Annotated in this window: 18 protein-coding genes, 1 pseudogene and 2 other annotated features; of the genes and pseudogenes, 18 read left to right on the top strand and 1 reads right to left on the bottom strand. The window is 42.7% G+C overall.

Going from position 1 to position 17,400, the window contains the following annotated elements:
• The first annotated feature begins 27 nt into the window (after nt 1-27).
• The 13 genes and pseudogenes from mutM to C6Y03_RS16450 all read left to right on the top strand — a co-directional run.
• The gene (gene mutM, locus C6Y03_RS16515) at nt 28-861 is read left to right on the top strand and encodes a DNA-formamidopyrimidine glycosylase (RefSeq protein WP_106039641.1); all 834 of its coding nucleotides are present in this window, start codon (nt 28-30) and stop codon (nt 859-861) included.
• Between the two features lie 174 nt (nt 862-1,035).
• A complete protein-coding gene (gene ytaF, locus C6Y03_RS16510; RefSeq protein ID WP_034661833.1) occupies nt 1,036-1,668 on the top strand; it encodes a sporulation membrane protein YtaF in 633 nt (210 codons plus the stop codon).
• A 14-nt stretch (nt 1,669-1,682) separates the two neighbouring features.
• A complete protein-coding gene (gene coaE, locus C6Y03_RS16505) occupies nt 1,683-2,288 on the top strand; it encodes a dephospho-CoA kinase (protein ID WP_106038058.1) in 606 nt (201 codons plus the stop codon).
• A 172-nt stretch (nt 2,289-2,460) separates the two neighbouring features.
• Complete coding sequence (locus C6Y03_RS16500) at nt 2,461-3,483, top strand: glyceraldehyde-3-phosphate dehydrogenase (protein WP_106039640.1); 1,023 nt, start codon at nt 2,461-2,463, stop codon at nt 3,481-3,483.
• Nucleotides 3,484-3,717: 234 nt separating this feature from the next.
• Nucleotides 3,718-4,098, top strand: coding sequence for an adenosylmethionine decarboxylase (gene speD / locus C6Y03_RS16495; RefSeq protein WP_003216492.1), 381 nt, complete (start codon nt 3,718-3,720; stop codon nt 4,096-4,098).
• A 185-nt stretch (nt 4,099-4,283) separates the two neighbouring features.
• Nucleotides 4,284-4,670 (top strand): hypothetical protein, encoded by a 387-nt coding sequence (locus C6Y03_RS16490; RefSeq protein ID WP_034661829.1) that lies wholly within the window; start codon nt 4,284-4,286, stop codon nt 4,668-4,670.
• Between the two features lie 4 nt (nt 4,671-4,674).
• Nucleotides 4,675-5,133 carry a transcriptional regulator NrdR gene (nrdR, locus tag C6Y03_RS16485; RefSeq protein WP_003216720.1) on the top strand — a complete coding sequence of 153 codons (459 nt, stop codon included), beginning with the start codon at nt 4,675-4,677 and terminating at the stop codon, nt 5,131-5,133.
• Nucleotides 5,134-5,235: 102 nt separating this feature from the next.
• Entirely contained in the window at nt 5,236-6,660 is a 1,425-nt protein-coding gene (gene dnaB, locus C6Y03_RS16480; RefSeq protein WP_106039639.1) for a replicative helicase loading/DNA remodeling protein DnaB, read from the top strand.
• Between the two features lie 17 nt (nt 6,661-6,677).
• Nucleotides 6,678-7,607 (top strand): primosomal protein DnaI, encoded by a 930-nt coding sequence (dnaI, locus tag C6Y03_RS16475; RefSeq protein WP_034662053.1) that lies wholly within the window; start codon nt 6,678-6,680, stop codon nt 7,605-7,607.
• 33 nt (nt 7,608-7,640) lie between these two features.
• On the top strand, nt 7,641-8,279 hold the full coding sequence (locus C6Y03_RS16470) for a TVP38/TMEM64 family protein (protein ID WP_034661822.1): 639 nt from the start codon (nt 7,641-7,643) through the stop codon (nt 8,277-8,279).
• A 60-nt stretch (nt 8,280-8,339) separates the two neighbouring features.
• The gene (gene ytxC / locus C6Y03_RS16465; RefSeq protein ID WP_034661819.1) at nt 8,340-9,209 is read left to right on the top strand and encodes a putative sporulation protein YtxC; all 870 of its coding nucleotides are present in this window, start codon (nt 8,340-8,342) and stop codon (nt 9,207-9,209) included.
• 43 nt (nt 9,210-9,252) lie between these two features.
• Nucleotides 9,253-9,500, top strand: a binding site (T-box leader).
• A 45-nt stretch (nt 9,501-9,545) separates the two neighbouring features.
• Complete coding sequence (gene thrS, locus C6Y03_RS16455; protein WP_034661816.1) at nt 9,546-11,486, top strand: threonine--tRNA ligase; 1,941 nt, start codon at nt 9,546-9,548, stop codon at nt 11,484-11,486.
• A 121-nt stretch (nt 11,487-11,607) separates the two neighbouring features.
• Nucleotides 11,608-11,754, top strand: a pseudogene (locus C6Y03_RS16450) (methyl-accepting chemotaxis protein); the annotation flags it as partial.
• 56 nt (nt 11,755-11,810) lie between these two features.
• On the opposite strand, the gene C6Y03_RS16445 reads toward C6Y03_RS16450, so the two are convergent.
• Nucleotides 11,811-12,590: an HAD family hydrolase gene (locus C6Y03_RS16445; protein ID WP_060596971.1), complete on the bottom strand. Its 780-nt coding sequence runs from the start codon at nt 12,588-12,590 to the stop codon at nt 11,811-11,813.
• 175 nt (nt 12,591-12,765) lie between these two features.
• On the opposite strand from C6Y03_RS16445, the gene C6Y03_RS16440 reads away from it, so the two are divergent.
• The 5 genes from C6Y03_RS16440 to infC all read left to right on the top strand — a co-directional run bounded on the left by C6Y03_RS16440 (nt 12,766) and on the right by infC (nt 17,396).
• On the top strand, nt 12,766-14,523 hold the full coding sequence (locus C6Y03_RS16440; RefSeq protein WP_060596970.1) for a sensor histidine kinase: 1,758 nt from the start codon (nt 12,766-12,768) through the stop codon (nt 14,521-14,523).
• Entirely contained in the window at nt 14,520-15,257 is a 738-nt protein-coding gene (locus C6Y03_RS16435; protein WP_034661809.1) for a LytR/AlgR family response regulator transcription factor, read from the top strand. The genes C6Y03_RS16440 and C6Y03_RS16435 overlap by 4 nt, the downstream gene beginning before the upstream one ends.
• A gap of 137 nt (nt 15,258-15,394) precedes the next feature.
• Entirely contained in the window at nt 15,395-15,838 is a 444-nt protein-coding gene (gene lrgA, locus C6Y03_RS16430; RefSeq protein ID WP_060596969.1) for an antiholin-like murein hydrolase modulator LrgA, read from the top strand.
• Between the two features lie 14 nt (nt 15,839-15,852).
• Nucleotides 15,853-16,548 carry an antiholin-like protein LrgB gene (gene lrgB, locus C6Y03_RS16425; RefSeq protein WP_106038054.1) on the top strand — a complete coding sequence of 232 codons (696 nt, stop codon included), beginning with the start codon at nt 15,853-15,855 and terminating at the stop codon, nt 16,546-16,548.
• Between the two features lie 129 nt (nt 16,549-16,677).
• Nucleotides 16,678-16,809, top strand: a sequence feature (ribosomal protein L20 leader region).
• Nucleotides 16,810-16,880: 71 nt separating this feature from the next.
• Complete coding sequence (infC, locus tag C6Y03_RS16420; protein WP_024718649.1) at nt 16,881-17,396, top strand: translation initiation factor IF-3; 516 nt, start codon at nt 16,881-16,883, stop codon at nt 17,394-17,396.
• Nucleotides 17,397-17,400 lie beyond the last annotated feature (4 nt).

The raw sequence follows: 17,400 nt of genomic DNA, 5'->3' as shown, positions 1-17,400 counted from the left end.
TAATAGAGAGAAAAAGGAGCGAGGAGCATGCCGGAATTACCAGAAGTTGAAACCGTCCGGCGCACTCTCAAGCGGTTAGTCGAAGGAAAAACGATTGAAACGGTCGATATCAAATGGCCAAACATCATCAAACGTCCTGGGGAGCCGGAAGAGTTCGCAAGAAGAATGGTAGGAGAAACCATACAAACCATTGAAAGAAGAGGAAAGTTCCTCCTCTTTCATTTAGACCATTATGTGATGGTCTCCCATTTAAGGATGGAAGGGAAATACCGTGTACATGAAGCGCATGAGCCTTATGATAAACACGTACACGTCGTCTTTACGTTTACAGATGGTACTGAGCTTCGGTACCATGATGTGCGTAAATTTGGCACGATGCATTTATTTCAGCCGGGTGAAGAGGAAAAGGAACTCCCGCTTTCTCAGCTGGGATATGAACCATTTGATGAACAGTTCACTCCTGAGTATTTATGGGAGCAATTGAAAAAAACAACCCGCGTGGTTAAAACAGCACTGCTTGATCAAAAGATTGTCGTAGGACTTGGTAACATTTACGTAGATGAGGTCCTGTTTAAATCAGGTATTCATCCAGAAACGAAAGCGAATCAGCTCAGCCTGAAATCCTGCAAAGTGCTTCACAAACAGATCATCGATACGCTTCAAGTAGCGGTAGATGCGGGAGGAAGCACGATTCGTTCTTATATCAACTCACAAGGAGATATTGGAACATTTCAGCTGCAGCTTCTTGTATATGACCGGCGGGGAGAGCCTTGCCAAACATGCGGAAGCATCATCGAGAAAACAGTGGTCGGAGGGCGCGGCACGCACTTTTGTATGACCTGCCAAAAACGTCCTCAATAAAGTTTAGCCATGAGCATGCTTCCTTTTTGCTATGCATACGATAAAAAACATTCATTTTTCAGCAAGGTGTAGACTGACACACAGCCCACCTGCTCTTCATATAGTGAAGAAGAGTCTAAGGACGCCTAGAGACTCTTGATCATCGTTGCATGAACAGAAAGGAAGAGTTCAGGTATGATTTCGATTTCGCTCCTGTTTTTAGCTATTGCAGTCAGCATCGACAGCTTTTCTGTAGGCTTTACGTATGGGCTTCGCAAAATGAGGATCCCATTTAAAGCCATCGTCATTATTGCATGCTGCTCAGGGATTGTGCTGCTCATTTCTATGCTGATTGGCAGCCTGCTGACGACATTTCTCCCTGTCTCAGTGACCGATAAACTGGGGGGAGGCATTTTAATTGCCATTGGCCTTTGGGTCCTGTATCAATTTTACAAACCAGCGAAAGAGCGTGATTTGCTTCTTCATGAAAAGACATTGCTCAATGTGGAAGTACAATCGCTTGGGCTTGTCATTCACATTTTAAGAAAGCCGACAAGTGCAGATATTGACCGATCTGGGACGATTAATGGAATGGAAGCGGTACTTCTTGGAATTGCTTTATCCATTGATGCATTTGGCGCAGGGATTGGCGCAGCGATTCTTGGCTTTTCTCCAATTGTTATGAGTATCACGGTGGCAGTGATGAGCTCACTTTTTGTGTGTATCGGGCTGCGTGCCGGTCATTACTTGGCAAATTGGCGCTGGATCAATAAACTCGCATGCTTACCAGGGCTTCTGCTCATATTAATTGGGGTTTGGAAGCTGTAAAAGGAGGAAATCAATTGACGCTTGTCATTGGATTAACAGGCGGGATTGCTAGCGGAAAAAGCACAGTCTCGCAGATGATAAAAGAGCAGGGCATTCGGGTTGTGGACGCAGATGTGATTGCAAAAGAAGCGGTCTCCAAAGGAACATCCGCCCTTCATCATATCGTTCAAACCTTTGGTGAGGGTGTCCTCCTGCCAAATGGAGAGCTGAACCGGCAGGAGCTGGGAGCCATTATTTTTTCTAATGAAGAGAAACGAAAGCAGCTGAATGCGATCGTTCATCCAGAAGTGCGAAAGGAAATGCTCAGGCAGCGAGATGAAGGGATCAACAGCCAAGAAACATTCGTTGTCCTTGATATCCCGCTTTTATTTGAAAGTCAGCTGGAAAGTCTTGTCGACCGGATCATTGTGGTGTATACAACACCTGAATTGCAGCTATCACGACTCATGAATCGAAACGACCTCAGTGAGGAAGAAGCGCTGAATCGGATTCACTCTCAGCAGCCCCTTGGAGAGAAATGTAAAAAAGCAGACCGCGTGATAGAAAACACACAAGATCTCGCTTTTATCAGAAAGCAATTGCAGAACATATTAAATGAATGGGAACATACAGATAAGTAAGAGTACATACACGTACTCTTCTTTTTTTATGCTTTATTCTTATTTCCTTTGAAAAGAACAGCCCTTTTTAGAAAATATACGTTTATATACTGGCAATTACATTCTAATGTGATATACTAATTTCATAAATAAATTTATTGAGTATAACACATAATAGAGGAGTGACCTGTTCATGAAGGTAAAAGCAGCGATCAATGGGTTTGGCAGAATTGGACGCATGGTCTTCAGAAAAGCAATGCTTGATGATCAAATTCAAATTGTAGCGGTGAACGCAAGCTATCCTGCCGAAACGCTAGCACATTTAATTAAATATGACACAAATCATGGACGTTACGAATGCGATGTGACAGCAGAAGATGACGCACTGATTGTAAATGGGAAAAGAGTGCTTTTGCTCAATGACAGAGACCCAAAGCAGCTTCCATGGGGAGAGCTTGGGATTGATATCGTCATAGAAGCAACAGGGAAATTTAATTCAAAAGAACAAGCGATGGGCCATATAGATGCAGGAGCGAAAAAGGTCGTACTCACAGCTCCAGGTAAAAATGAAGACATTACAATTGTGATGGGTGTCAATGAAGATGATCTTGATCCTGAAAAGCACGTCATTATTTCAAACGCATCTTGTACAACAAACTGTTTAGCACCAGTTGTTAAATTGTTAGATGATGAATTCGGCATCGACAACGGCTTAATGACAACGGTTCATGCGTATACAAATGATCAAAAAAATATCGACAACCCGCATAAGGATTTGCGCCGGGCAAGAGCGTGTGCCCAGTCCATCATTCCAACTACGACGGGTGCCGCTAAAGCGCTTTCTTTAGTGCTGCCGCACATGAAAGGGAAATTGCATGGACTTGCACTGCGCGTGCCAGTTTCCAATGTATCGATGGTTGATCTTGTCGTCGACTTGAAAAAAGATGTCACAGCAGAAGAAGTAAATGCAGCCTTCTCAAATGCATCAAAAACTTCTCTATCCGGTATTTTAGATTACACGGATGAGCCGCTTGTTTCTACAGACTTTAACACGAACCCTTATTCAGCTGTCGTGGATGGACTGACAACGATGGTGATGGAGGATAGAAAAGTAAAAGTTCTTGCATGGTATGACAATGAATGGGGTTATTCATGCAGAGTGGTGGATCTTGTGAGGTTTGTCGGTTCGCAGATGAAAGAGCTTTCTGCTGTTTGAAATGAAGAAGACGAACGTCCCTTTTCAAGAAATGAGAGAAAATCCCACTAAAAACACAGCTTGCAAAATGGGTCTAAACAAAGTATACTATTTTTCGTGAACTTCTTGTTCGCAGACTCATTCGGGTATACTTAAAGGGTTAGGACCTCTTTGGACTAACTTTCCCCCGTGGTATATGTCCGGTCCGGCTGCTTAGAACTTCACTCTTTCATTCTTGTTTAAGGGGGGTCCATGATGGAAACAATCGGACGTCACGTTATCTCCGAGCTATGGGGATGCGACTGTGATAAACTGAACGACATGGATTTTATTGAAAAAACGTTTGTAAACGCAGCTTTGAAATCAGGAGCTGAAGTAAGAGAGGTTGCTTTTCACAAATTTGCACCTCAAGGAGTAAGTGGAGTTGTCATTATTTCTGAATCTCATCTGACAATTCACAGCTTTCCTGAACATGGTTATGCGAGCATAGATGTTTATACTTGCGGCGACCTAGATCCGAATATCGCAGCAGATCATATCGGAGATGAATTAGGTGCCGAAACAAGAGAAAACATCGAAATTCCTCGAGGCATGGGACCTGTACAAGTGAAACAGGCACAAGCCAAAGCACTGTAAACATAAAAAAGATTGCAATGGGAGCTGGCCAAAAGCATTGAAATGCCTTTGTGTTATGCTCCTTTTTATATTTGTTTGATATACAAAATCCAACATTCCCCAACTTGTCTATACTTTTGTTCTAGGAAAACAAAGGTTTTTTTTATAAAATAAAGAAGAGGCATTATGGCAAAGGGGATACGTATATGACTTTAGGACAAAAGTTCAAACGGTTCATGTCAAACCATACAGAAACATCTGACGAGCATCCAGTGTCAGAACTGAAAAGCCATTACTACAAAACGACGAATGCACAAGTTTTTCAAGCGGTGGAAGCCATGCTTTCCCGAAACGATTCCTATCAAGTGACATCTGTTTCAGCAGAACGAGGTGAAATCAGCGCAAACATCAGAATGCCGAAAAAAGCCTTTCTCGTAGCGACTGTCATTTCAATTCGTCCTTTTGAAACAGCTGTCGATTTTAATGTGACAACAGAAACGGTCCTGCCAACAGATTTTGGTTATAGTCAGAAGGCCGTTTTGTCTCTTTATGATGAACTAGACAAACAACTTCCAAGAATAGATCGGAGCTGATGAAATGAAATGTCCCACATGTCAGCACCTTGGCACAAGGGTGCTTGATTCAAGACCAGTAGATGAAGGGAAATCCATCCGTCGTAGAAGAGAGTGCGAAAGCTGCCAGTATCGCTTTACGACGTTTGAGAAATTAGAAGAATTACCGCTGATTGTGGTGAAAAAAGAAGGGATTCGAGAAGAATTCAGCCGCGAAAAGATGCTGAGAGGACTCATTAAAGCGTGTGAAAAGCGTCCTGTTGCTTTAAAGCAGCTGGAGGATGTCTGCTTTAATATCGAAAAAGAACTGCGTAATCAAGGCATGTCAGAAGTGAAAAGCGAGCTTGTAGGTGAAATGGTGATGGACGAGCTGGCAAAAATTGATGAAGTGTCTTACGTCAGGTTTGCCTCAGTTTACCGGCAGTTTAAAGATATCAACGTCTTTATTGATGAATTAAAAGATTTATTAAAGAAAGAACGCTAAAAAAGAGCTGAAGATTCTTCACGCTCTTTTTCCTGCGTAAAGCGTAAAACGCAAAAAGGGTGTACAATAGAAACAATTGCAATTCATGGGGAGGATCAGCATATGACAGAGCATTGGAAGGAAGTGCTAGCCGTCGATCCGTATGTCGTCAAAAGCGCTTCATTGCTCGGTGACATCGATAGACAGCTCATTACTCTTTTATATCAGCCGCTTATAGGCATGTCCGCTTTCAGCTTATATATGACGCTGTGGGGAGAGCTGGAACAAAATCGTATGTGGGGGAAACCCGCACCTCATCGGCAGCTCATGGTCATGCTGCAAACGAATTTAAATGATATTTTTGAGGAACGTTTAAAGCTTGAAGCGATTGGTTTACTCCGCACATATGAACAGGAAACGGAAGAAGGCAGACTGTTTACATATGAGCTTGTGCCGCCGCTAAGACCAGATGAGTTTTTCCAGGATGGTATGCTGAATGTCCTGCTGTACCATCGTGTAGAGAAAGCAAAATATAAGCAGCTTCGTGATTATTTTTCTTATCCAGGTGTTCCTGCAGAGGCAAAGAACATCTCGCGGTCGTTTGAAGAAGTCTTTCACGTATTGCAGCCAGGTGAACGAAGGATGACAGAAGAAATCAATCAGGCGTCGTCACTTGATCAGGGCTATGAATATGTGACCGTTGGATCGAGTCAGCCGGCTCCGCTCTCAGACGATTCCTTTGATTTCGATCTATTGCTAGCGGGCATGTCTGATATGATGATTCCAAGAAAGGCTTTGACAAAGCAGGTGAAAGAAACCATTAAGAAGTTAGCCGTTGTATACGGCATCACCCCGCTTCAAATGCAAAATATTGTAGCAGGTGCCTGCGGTTCGGATCAAATGATCTCAACAGAAGAGCTGAGAAAAGCCGCAAGAGACTGGTACCAAATTGAATACAGAGGCGAGCAGCCAAAACTCATTGATCAAAAACAGCCGAGACACTTGCGTCAAGATGCTTCAAAGGCGCCAGTGGCAGATACGCCAGATGCGAAATTGATTGAAAAGCTCGATCATATTTCGCCTAGGGAGCTGCTAAAAGATATGGCTGACGGCATTGAGCCAACGTATGCCGACTTAAGAATTGTCGAAGATATTATGCTCGAGCAGCAGCTAGAGCCAGGTGTCATGAACGTTTTGATCTACTATACATTACTGAAAACAGATATGAAGCTGTCGAAAACATATATGCAAAAAATCGCCGCTCATTGGGTGAGAAAGAAAATTAAAACCGTAGCGGCAGCCATGAAAATTGCCAAAGAAGAGAACAAGCAAATGACAGAGTGGGCGCAGCAGAAAAAGCAGCGCAGCACATATGGATCAGGGAAAGTTGTTCGAGAAGAAAAGCTTCCTGACTGGATGAAAGAAACTGAAACGAAAGAACAGCCGGCAAAAGAACAAACAGACAGTCTGTCGACAGAAGACCTCGAACGAGAAAAAGAAAAACTGTTAGATCAGTTTAAAAATATGAAAAAGTACAATGCACATTAAGGTGAGGTGAGATGGGGATGAAACCGATCGGTCGTTCATTTGAACAGTTAAAAGGACGAGTAGATTTTCGTGTGAGATACAATCAGATTAAAGAGAGTGTGTTATCTGATGAAGATGTAAGGGCCTTTTTACAGGAGCATCAAGAAGAAATACACGAAGACATGATCAATCGTAGCTTGAACCGGCTTTTTGAATATGTGCAGCAGTCGAAGGGCTGTTCATATTGCTTAGATGAAGAGAACGTCAATGCGATTTTAGACGGGTATCACCCGAAGCTTGTGATCAAAGGTCAGAGTATTGATATTGAATATTCCCCCTGCCCAGTCAAGCTGCGGCTCGATAGACAGAAAAAACAGCAAGAGCTTATGAAAAGCATGTACATTCCGCAAAATGTTCTTCAAGCGACGTTCACTGATCTGAACGTTGTGGGAAGACAGGAAGTCATTCAAAAAGTAGGTCAATTCCTGCAAAGCTATGATGAGACGGGCAAAGGGAAGGGCTTATATTTACACGGAAAGTTTGGAGTAGGAAAAACGTATATTCTGGCAGCCATTGCGCAGCAGCTAGCGGAGAAGGAATACCCATCTCTCCTAGTGTACGTGCCTGAATTTGTGAGAGAGTTAAAAAATTCGTTAGCCGATCATACACTGGAAGCAAAGCTGAACATGGTCAAATCCACCCCTATTTTAATGCTTGATGATATTGGGGCAGAGTCGATGACAAGCTGGGTTCGAGATGAACTGCTCGGAACGATCTTACAATACCGTATGGCAGAGCAGCTGCCGACTTTCTTCTCTTCTAATTTCTCACCAAGTGAACTGAAACATCACTTTACGTACTCACAGCGCGGGGAAAAAGAAGAGGTCAAAGCCGCTCGTTTAATGGAACGGATTCTTTATTTAGCAGAGGCAGTCTTGCTCGAAGGAGAAAACCGCCGTCATTTATAAAAGCGTCTATCACCTGAAGGAGGAGCAAATGAAATGAACAAAAGAAAATGGCTGCTTTTTCTCGTGATTGCAGGTCTCGCTGCTTTACTTTGGTGGCTGAACAAACAGCACCTTCAGCTGGCGCCGAAAGATGTGAAGAATTGGGTGCTTCAATTTGGGCTGCTGGCTCCCTTTGTTTTTCTGTTCTTATCTCTTTTTCGCCCGTTTGTTCTCGTCCCACTTACGGTCTTTTCGCTGGCAGCAGGTTTAGCATTCGGCAGTGTTCTTGGGACGATTTATGCCCTCGTTGGTGCTACCGCCGGAGCAACAGGCTCCTTCCTGCTTGCCACAACCTTTCGTGCAAAAAAGAAAGGCAGAGAATCAAGCAGCCGGAAGCTGAGAGCGGTGACATCCCGCATTCAGGAGCATGGGTTTCTTTATATTTTGTTATTGCGTATTGCCCCGATCCATTTTGACTTTGTCAGCTATGCGGCAGCAGTTTCACGTGCGAATTATCGTGCATTCACGGCAGCTACTTTTTTAGGCTTAATACCGGGTACAGTTGCATTAAATGTCCTTGGCTCAAGCTTTGTCAGCGGCAATTATGCCGCCTTAGTGATCGTTTGTTTGATTTATCTGATCTTTATCTCCGTTCCGCTCATTTTAAAAAGAAAGATGCCTGATTTATTTTAGGCGTCTATTTTTTATGTTTTCCCCATATATATGTAACAGATGTCGTTAGGGGGGACAAACATGCTTGAAATAATCTTTGAAGATGAATATGATACCGCCGCTTTTTTACATCTTGCTGAACACTTGGACAGTCGGCATCACATGTCAATTCAACAAGGGAAAGACCGGCTTCTCATAGAGGCGAAGGAATCAGAAGAAGGACTTGAGCCCATTGTGCGGCCATTACTGGTTCACTTTTTTTTGGAATGCAAAGAAAATGAGCGCATGCGCAGCATCCTTGAAAACACCTATTTATTTAAAGATCCTGAAGAGCAGCACCAAATTCTTTCAATCGCCCACAGTATTATGAACGGGGATTTAGATGATATTCCCGGCATTCATCAAGAACCGTCAAGAGAAGCCCTGTTAACAAAGGAGCTTGAGACCATTTCTTTACAGCAAGGTATTTTTTCAATTGGTTCATTTATGACATTTAGACTGTCAGAGTATGACAGGAGGCTGAAGAACTATGTTGAAGTCTCCATTGAAGAATACAAAATGGAACAAGAATATCAAAACTTCATTCAATCCCTTCGAGACTATGTGATGGCAAGAGAACCTAAGCTCGAAAAAGTACATGTTGTGCATCAGGACCGCCTGATGATTTGGGAATTTCGGTACGCTTCTGAGCGTGATCAAAAACAATACATAGACAGACAGTTTGTAAGAGAGCATCCAATGTATATTGATTCGCAGCTGATTGCACCACTCGTATCCATAGCGCCGCAAAAGATTGACCTATTTACAAATGATACGGGTCACTCGATGGTGCAGACCATTCAAAATATTTTTCAAGAAAGGGTCGAGGTATTCCCGGCTCATTCATTTCAAGAACAGAATGTTCAATTTGTACATGACCATTTGGAACAGAAAAGTGAAAAGCTTTCTTGATTTTCACGAAAAAACGTTTTATAATACGGTGTAACTTCATACAGAGACCGTATTGATAAGGACATGAACAAATGAACACCCGCTTAAAGAGAGGGAAGCCGCGGCTGAAAGCTTCCTAGCAGAGGACCATTTGCTTTACCACCTTTGAACATCAGCTGTGAACTTTTTAGTAATGGCTGACGGGAATTCCCGTTATCGAACCACAAGCCGTGTTTGCTTATGAAAACGTAAGCTGCAAATACGGGAAAAAGGGTGGAACCACGATTCCGTTTATTCAACCTCGTCCCTTTCCAGGGGGCGGGGTTTTTATATTGCCAAAAAAAGGAGTGACCAGAGATGTCAGAACAAATTCAACTTACATTTCCAGATGGAGCAGTCAAGGAGTTTGACAAAACAGCTACAACAGAAGACATCGCGGCATCAATTAGCCCGGGCCTAAAGAAAAAAGCGCTTGCCGGTAAATTGAACGGCAAAGAAATAGATCTGCGTACGCCACTATTAGAAAGTGGAACAATCGAGATCATCACAGATAAAAGTGAAGAAGCACTCGACATTATGCGCCACAGCACAGCACATTTGCTAGCACAGGCGATCAAACGTCTTTATGGAAAAGAGCATCATGTCCAGTTTGGCGTAGGTCCTGTGATCGAAAATGGTTTCTACTATGATGTCGACATCGATGTTGCCATCACACCTGAAGACTTACCTAAGATTGAAAAAGAAATGAAAAAAATCATTAACAGCAATTTGCCAATTGAGCGAATTGAAGTAACAAGAGAAGAAGCGAAAAAACGCTTTGAAGCGATTGGTGATCAATTGAAGCTTGAGCTGTTAGAGGCGATTCCAGAAGGTGAAGCCGTGACGATTTATGAGCAGGGTGAATTCTTTGACCTCTGCCGCGGCATTCACTTGCCATCAACAGGGAAAATCAAAGAGTTTAAGCTGTTAAGCCTTGCGGGTGCATACTGGAGAGGTGACAGCAACAATCAAATGCTTCAGCGTATTTACGGTACAGCTTTCTTCAGCAAAGAAGATTTAAATGAGCACTTACGCCTGCTTGAAGAAGCGAAAGAACGCGATCACCGTAAACTAGGAAAAGAGCTGAAACTGTTTGCGAACTCTCAAAAGGTAGGTCAAGGTCTACCGCTTTGGCTGCCAAAAGGCGCAACGATCCGCCGTGTTATTGAGCGTTACATTGTCGATAAAGAAGTACGTCTTGGTTATGAGCATGTGTATACACCAGTTCTTGCGAATGTCGAATTGTATAAAACTTCAGGGCACTGGGCGCATTATCAAGAAGACATGTTCCCAGTGATGGAAATGGATAACGAAGATCTTGTTCTTCGTCCTATGAACTGTCCGCACCATATGATGATTTACAAAAACGAGCCGCATAGCTATCGTGAATTGCCAATTCGTATTGCAGAGCTTGGTACAATGCACCGCTATGAAATGTCAGGTGCTTTATCCGGCCTTCAGCGTGTTCGCGGGATGACATTAAACGATGCACATATCTTTGTTCGTCCAGATCAAATCAAAGAAGAGTTCATTCGTACAGTTCGCTTAATTGAAGAAGTGTATCAAGACTTTGGCTTGAATGACTACACATTCCGCTTATCTTACCGTGATCCAGAAGATACTGAGAAGTATTTCGACGATGATGCGATGTGGAATAAAGCGCAATCGATGCTAAAGGATGCAATGGACGAGCTTGGTCATGATTATTATGAAGCAGAAGGAGAAGCGGCATTTTATGGTCCGAAGCTTGATGTACAGGTCAAGACAGCTCTTGGAAAAGAGGAGACATTGTCTACTGTACAGCTTGACTTCTTACTACCAGAGCGTTTCGATCTCACTTATATCGGAGAAGATGGCAAGCATCATCGTCCGGTCGTGATTCATAGAGGTGTTGTCTCTACAATGGAGCGCTTTGTTGCCTTCTTAATTGAAGAATACAAAGGAGCCCTTCCAACATGGCTGGCACCTGTACAATTCCAAGTCATCCCGGTTTCACCGTCTGTCCATTTAGACTATGCGAAAAAAGTACAAGAACGTTTGCAGCTTGAAGGCCTTCGTGTAGAGCTTGACAGCCGTGATGAAAAGATTGGATACAAAATTAGAGAAGCGCAAATGCAAAAGATCCCGTACATGCTAGTCGTCGGAGATCAAGAAGCAGAAAATGGCGCTGTCAATGTAAGAAAATACGGAGAGCAAGATTCAGAAACAATGGATCTTGAAGCCTTTGTGAAACATGCAGTAGCAGAAGCGAAAAAATAATCCTTTCAATGAAGCAGTCAGTGATCTTTCTCTTGAGATCACTGGCTTTTTCTTATGGGAAAAAATTTTCCACTGGTGATCCAGTTTCTTGAATGATACGTTTGGAAAGTACGAAAGTATGGTCAGCAGCGGAACGAGCCGGGCCAAGACAACGGTGTTTACAAATCGCGATCTTGTAAAGCAGGCAAGCGAGGAATTTATGAATGTAGTTAGGAGAAGCAGCCACAGCTTAGACAAGCAAGCGCAAAGTCTAGCCGCCATTGTGTAGTTTGAAAACACAAAAACACCCAAACTCGTTAGGAGAAGGGTGTTTTCTCTTTTGTTCTATTTTAATATATCAAACAATTCATGTAAGTCTTTGATTTCGTAATCTGGCGTTACATCTGTTTCATTCTTTTTGCCATGTCGATTGATCCAAACGGTTTGAATCCCAGCGCGAGATGCCCCAAGAATATCTGTTTTTGGATTGTCTCCAACCATGATCACATCGTCTTTTGTTAGATTTAACAGCTGAAGGCAGTGCTCAAAGATGCCAGGGTCAGGTTTGCCTTTCCCGTAATCTCCTGAAATCACAATTTCATTAAAATAAGGTGCAAGCTCAGGAACACCTGCCAGTTTTTCCTTTTGAAGACTAGGATCTCCGTTTGTTAAAAGGAGCAATTCATAGCTGCCTTTCAGGCGGTCTAAAACAGGATACGTTTCTTCATAGACAAATGGACGTTTTCTCCGCTCGGCTGCAAAGAAATCAGCCAAATATTGTCCAAATGCCTCATCGTCAATTCCTGCTTCTTTTAAGCCATTTGTCCAAGCGTTCTTGCGATACTCTGGTGCAAGGGCATTCAGCTTTTGAAAGCCTTCGCTAATCGGTTCACTAAAATTTGACCACAGTCCTTCGAAAGGATTAATTCCGATCATGACAGTATAATCATATGTTTCATAGGACGAATACAGCTTTCTTGCTTCTTCACGTACAATCTGTTCAAATGTTGCTGGATTCAGTCCATATTTCTTTTCCGCTTCGCGGCATGTTTCCTGGAAAGTTGTGTGAATGCTTTTTTCATCCCAAAGCAAAGTATCATCTAAATCGAAAAATACGGCTTTCATGATCTTCTCCCTTGTTATGTATGTGTTACCTTCAATTGCAAGTGACGGCTCATGTTCATTTTACAATAGAAGATGAGGGCAATAAAGAAAAGATTTGAGAGATCTTGGATCATTGACCGCACATGATAGAATAGAAAGACAGTAGATATAACATACATCAATTGAGGTGGCCGGTTTGCTTCATTTAATTATTATGATGATCGAGCGTGTGGGGATCATCGTTATTTTAGGGTTTGTGCTTGCCCATGTGAAGGGCTTTCGCAATCTATTGCTTCATAATGAAGGGTTTCGAAAAAAGGCAGTCCTTGTCTTTATTTTTGCTTCTTTTAGTATTATCAGCAATTACACAGGAATTGAAATCCAGCAGCAGATGGTCATGAATCATGAGTTTTCCTATCATCTTGGCTCATCAAGCTCGATCGCCAATACGAGAATCATGGGGATCGAAATGGGCGGATTGATAGGAGGGCCGTTTGTTGGCATTGGTGCAGGGCTTCTAGCTGGGCTTCATCGCTATTCATTAGGAGGGAGCACGGCACTCAGCTGTGCGATTTCTTCGATTTTAGCCGGTGTGATTGCAGGCTATGTCGGCAGCAGGTTTAAACGGAAGAATCGAATGGTGACACCTCGCCAAGCCGCACTTTTTGGTGTGGCAATGGAATCCTTGCAGATGATCATTATCCTTCTATTTGCAAAGCCATTTGCTGATGCTTGGGGGCTTGTGAGTATTATTGCCCTGCCGATGATTTTTGTGAATGGAATTGGCAGCTTTATCTTTTTATCGATTTTACAGTCAGTCATTCGGCAAGAAGAGCAGGCAAAGGCGATGCAGACACACCGCGTATTTTCGATCGCCGATCAAACGCTGCCTTTTTTCCGCCAAGGGTTAAATGAACAGTCATGTAAAAGTGTGGCGGAGATCATTCATCGATTAACAGAAACAGATGCGGTCTCCTTAACCGATACAGAAAAGATTTTAGCGCATGTCGGTGATGGGACGGATCATCATATTCCATCGAAAAGCCTAATTACAGGGCTGTCGAAACAAGTATTGATGAGCGGCAAAATTATGAAGGCGCATTCGAAAGACGAAATCAATTGTTCAGTCACTCATTGCCCGCTTCAAGCAGCGATTGTGCTGCCCCTCACCTCCAATGGTCAAACGATCGGAACATTAAAAATGTATTTCAATTCTCCGGTCGGATTAAGCAGGGTGGAAGAGGAGCTTGCAGAAGGCTTGGCGATGCTGTTCTCCACACAGCTTGAACTTGGAGAGGCAGAAACCCAAAGCCGCCTGCTGAAAGATGCAGAGATCAAAGCGCTTCAAGCGCAAGTGAATCCGCACTTTTTATTTAACGCCATTAATACCATCTCTGTTTTGTGCAGAACGAATGTAGAGATGGCAAGGAAGCTGCTGCTGCAGCTGAGTATTTATTTCCGGTCTAATTTGCAAGGCGCCCGCCAGCTGCTGATTCCGCTGCATAAAGAAATTCAGCATGTAGAGGCATATTTGTCGCTTGAACAAGCGAGGTTTCCAAATAAATACCATGTGGCCTTTCAAATTGAAAAGGAGCTGGAGCAGGTGATGATTCCTCCATTTGTGCTTCAGGTGCTTGTTGAAAACGCAGTGAGACACGCTTTTCCTAAACATCAAACGAGTTGTGAAGTCGTCGTTTCTGCTTTGATGAAAGATGGGCATGTTTATATGAAAGTGACTGATAATGGACAGGGAATCGAGAATGACAAGATGGCTCAGTTATTAAAAGCGCCTGTTGAATCCAAAGAAGGAACAGGTACGGCTCTTTTTAATTTAGATCAGCGGTTAAGAGGGATTTTTGGCAGACAAGCCGCTTTATCCATTCATAGCGGCCAAGGCACTGACATCTCATTTCGCATTCCAATGGACTATGTAAAAAAGGATGATTTTCGTTGATAAACGTATTAATCGTAGATGATGAAGTGTTAGCAAGAGACGAATTAAAATACTTATTACGCAGAACGAAAGAGGATGTTCAAATAGAGGAAGCAGAAAATATAGAATCAGCTTTTGACCGGATGGTGGATCATAAGCCGGACCTGCTCTTTTTAGACATTGATTTATCTGGTGAGAATGGATTTGATATTGCCAAAAGGCTCAACCGGATGTCTGATCCGCCAGCGATTGTATTTGCGACAGCCTTTGATCAATACGCGCTGAAGGCGTTTGAGGTAAGTGCGCTTGATTACTTAACGAAACCATTTGATGAAGAGCGGCTTTTGCAAACGATCCAAAAGTTTAAAAAGTGGAAATCTGTTGAGACGCAAGAGCACCAGCTGTCAGATGAGAAAATACCCCATCAGCAAAAATTAGCCATCTCTGTCGATGACTCAATTGTCATCCTGCAAGTTGAAGAGATCATGTATGTAGGGCTCAGTGAGGGGAAAAAGGTCGTGAAAACAAAGGATCACATGTATGAGGTCACAGAACCGCTTGTGGTCATTGAAAAGAAACTGCCTGAGGCTTACTTTATGAGGGTTCATCGAAGCTATATCGTGAACACCTCTCATATGAAAGAAGTACAGCCGTGGTTTAATTCGACGTATAATCTGCATATGACAGACGGGTCGATCATTCCTGTCAGCCGCACTTACGCCAAAGAACTAAAGAAGTCGCTCCTGCTAGAGTAGGACGGCTTTTTTTGTTTGTATTTCAATACTCGTTTTCTGCATTTCATTCATTGAATCCGGCGAGTTTGGTTGTAAACGCTTCATTCATTTATTTCATGCCGTATACTGAGGGCAGTCGAAGAAAGAGGTGAAGGGGCATGAGTGCCACTAAAGTATATGGATTTCTATCTCAAGCATTTATCTTTGCAACCGTAATGTTCGTTTCTAATCTCATTTCAATGTATTTACCAATTCCGATGCCTGCATCTGTGATTGGTCTGGTTCTATTATTTGTTTTGCTGACAACGAAAATCGTCAAACTGGAGCAGGTGGAGCAATTAGGTACATCATTGACAGGGCTCATTAGCTTTCTATTTGTTCCCTCTGGTATCTCGGTTATTCAATCACTAGGTGTCATGCAAGAAGTAGGTGTGCAAGTCGTCGGTGTCATTATCATTGCAACGATTATGTTACTAGCAGCGACAGGGCTATTCTCGCAGCTTCTCATGCAATTATCAGAAAAACCACAGAAACATAAAGAGACAAAGGAGAGCAAATCGACTCCTTCTCATTCTAATAAACCAGCTTCAAGTACGCATTAAAGGAGGAAAGCAAGATGGGTACAAGTACGATGAGTCCTTATTTTGGTATAGTCGTCTCATTAGTCGCCTTTGGAATCGGTACATTCTTATTTAAAAAATCAAAAGGCTTCTTCTTATTCACACCACTTTTTGTGGCGATGGTGTTAGGCATTTTATTTTTGAAAATTGGCGGTTTTTCCTATGCAGATTATAATGAGGGCGGCAAGATTATCAAGTTTTTCTTAGAGCCTGCGACCATTGCTTTCGCTATTCCGCTTTATAAGCAGCGCGCATTGCTTAAAAAATATTGGTGGCAGATTTTATCCGCTATTTTTGTAGGGTCACTTTGTTCCATTACGATCGTGTATGTCGTAGCAAAAGGGATTCATCTTGATACGGCTGTAATGAAAAGTATGCTTCCGCAAGCAGCGACGACAGCGATTGCTCTTCCAATTGCAAAGGATATTGGCGGAATCGCAGATATCACAGCCTTTGCGGTCATATTTAATGCAGTCATTGTGTATGCACTAGGTGCTTTCTTCTTAAAATGGTTTCGAATTAAAAATCCAGTGGCAAAAGGGCTTGCACTCGGTACATCAGGACATGCACTTGGCGTCTCTGTTGGGATTGAGATGGGTGAAGTGGAAGCAGCCATGGCAAGTATCGCCGTTGTGGTCGTAGGAGTTGTGACCGTCATTGTCATCCCAATCTTTATGCAATTCATTCTTTGATGGTGTCATTGTTTTGAAAAAGCCTTGCCCAATTCGTTTAATCATGCTAAAATGAAAAAGTTGTTTCAAGAGTTCGGTTACTTGACGGACAAATGAAAATTGTGTAGAATAATTAACGAATTGAATAGATATCACAAGCAGAAGCACCCGCTTCTCACCTGATTGACACGTGTTTGTAGTTGACAGGTTGACCGTACATTTATTTTTTCATGCAAATGTTCGCAGTGTGGGTGTTTTATATGCCCACACTTTTTGTTTGCCTGTAAAACATACAACGAAATGGTCAAAATGAATTGTGAACTCAATTCAAAATCTCATGGAGGTGGCTCACTATTAGCAAAGATCAATTAGTTAATGAAGGTATTCGTGCGCGTGAAGTTCGTTTGATCGGACAAAATGGCGATCAGCTGGGGATTAAAACCCGCCAGGAAGCTCTGGAAATTGCTACGAAAGCCAATCTTGACCTTGTGTTAGTTGCTGCAAATGCAAAACCACCTGTTTGCCGAATCATGGACTACGGTAAGTTCCGATTCGAACAGCAGAAGAAGGAAAAAGAGGCACGTAAGAATCAAAAAATCATTAGCTTAAAAGAAGTTCGGTTGAGCCCGACAATCGATGAACATGATTTTAACACGAAGCTCCGTAATGCAATCAAATTCCTTGAAAAGGGCGATAAAGTAAAAGCTTCTATCCGCTTTAAAGGCCGTGCGATTACGCATAAAGAAATCGGACAGCGCGTGTTAGACCGTTTCTCTGAAGCTTGCGCTGAAGTAGCAACAGTAGAAACAAAACCTAAGATGGACGGACGCAGCATGTTCCTCATGCTTGCACCAAAAGTCGAAAAGTAAAGTA

This window comes from Bacillus sp. LNXM65, assembly GCF_002998575.1.
Lineage (GTDB): Bacteria > Bacillota > Bacilli > Bacillales > Bacillaceae > Bacillus.
The sequence above is the reverse complement of the archived record's forward strand: the minus strand, read 5'-3'. Positions and strand labels throughout refer to the sequence as shown.

Excerpts from the sequence above, each read along its gene's own strand:
- C6Y03_RS16490 (WP_034661829.1), top strand. The coding sequence starts at position 4,284 with ATGACTTTAGGACAAAAGTTCAAACGGTTCATGTCAAACCATACAGAA.
- C6Y03_RS16470 (WP_034661822.1), top strand. The coding sequence starts at position 7,641 with ATGAACAAAAGAAAATGGCTGCTTTTTCTCGTGATTGCAGGTCTCGCT.
- lrgA (WP_060596969.1), top strand. The coding sequence starts at position 15,395 with ATGAGTGCCACTAAAGTATATGGATTTCTATCTCAAGCATTTATCTTT.
- mutM (WP_106039641.1), top strand. The coding sequence starts at position 28 with ATGCCGGAATTACCAGAAGTTGAAACCGTCCGGCGCACTCTCAAGCGG.
- thrS (WP_034661816.1), top strand. The coding sequence starts at position 9,546 with ATGTCAGAACAAATTCAACTTACATTTCCAGATGGAGCAGTCAAGGAG.
- C6Y03_RS16445 (WP_060596971.1), bottom strand. The coding sequence starts at position 12,590 with ATGAAAGCCGTATTTTTCGATTTAGATGATACTTTGCTTTGGGATGAA.
- C6Y03_RS16500 (WP_106039640.1), top strand. The coding sequence starts at position 2,461 with ATGAAGGTAAAAGCAGCGATCAATGGGTTTGGCAGAATTGGACGCATG.
- nrdR (WP_003216720.1), top strand. The coding sequence starts at position 4,675 with ATGAAATGTCCCACATGTCAGCACCTTGGCACAAGGGTGCTTGATTCA.
- ytxC (WP_034661819.1), top strand. The coding sequence starts at position 8,340 with ATGCTTGAAATAATCTTTGAAGATGAATATGATACCGCCGCTTTTTTA.
- ytaF (WP_034661833.1), top strand. The coding sequence starts at position 1,036 with ATGATTTCGATTTCGCTCCTGTTTTTAGCTATTGCAGTCAGCATCGAC.
- lrgB (WP_106038054.1), top strand. The coding sequence starts at position 15,853 with ATGGGTACAAGTACGATGAGTCCTTATTTTGGTATAGTCGTCTCATTA.
- dnaI (WP_034662053.1), top strand. The coding sequence starts at position 6,678 with ATGAAACCGATCGGTCGTTCATTTGAACAGTTAAAAGGACGAGTAGAT.
- speD (WP_003216492.1), top strand. The coding sequence starts at position 3,718 with ATGGAAACAATCGGACGTCACGTTATCTCCGAGCTATGGGGATGCGAC.
- dnaB (WP_106039639.1), top strand. The coding sequence starts at position 5,236 with ATGACAGAGCATTGGAAGGAAGTGCTAGCCGTCGATCCGTATGTCGTC.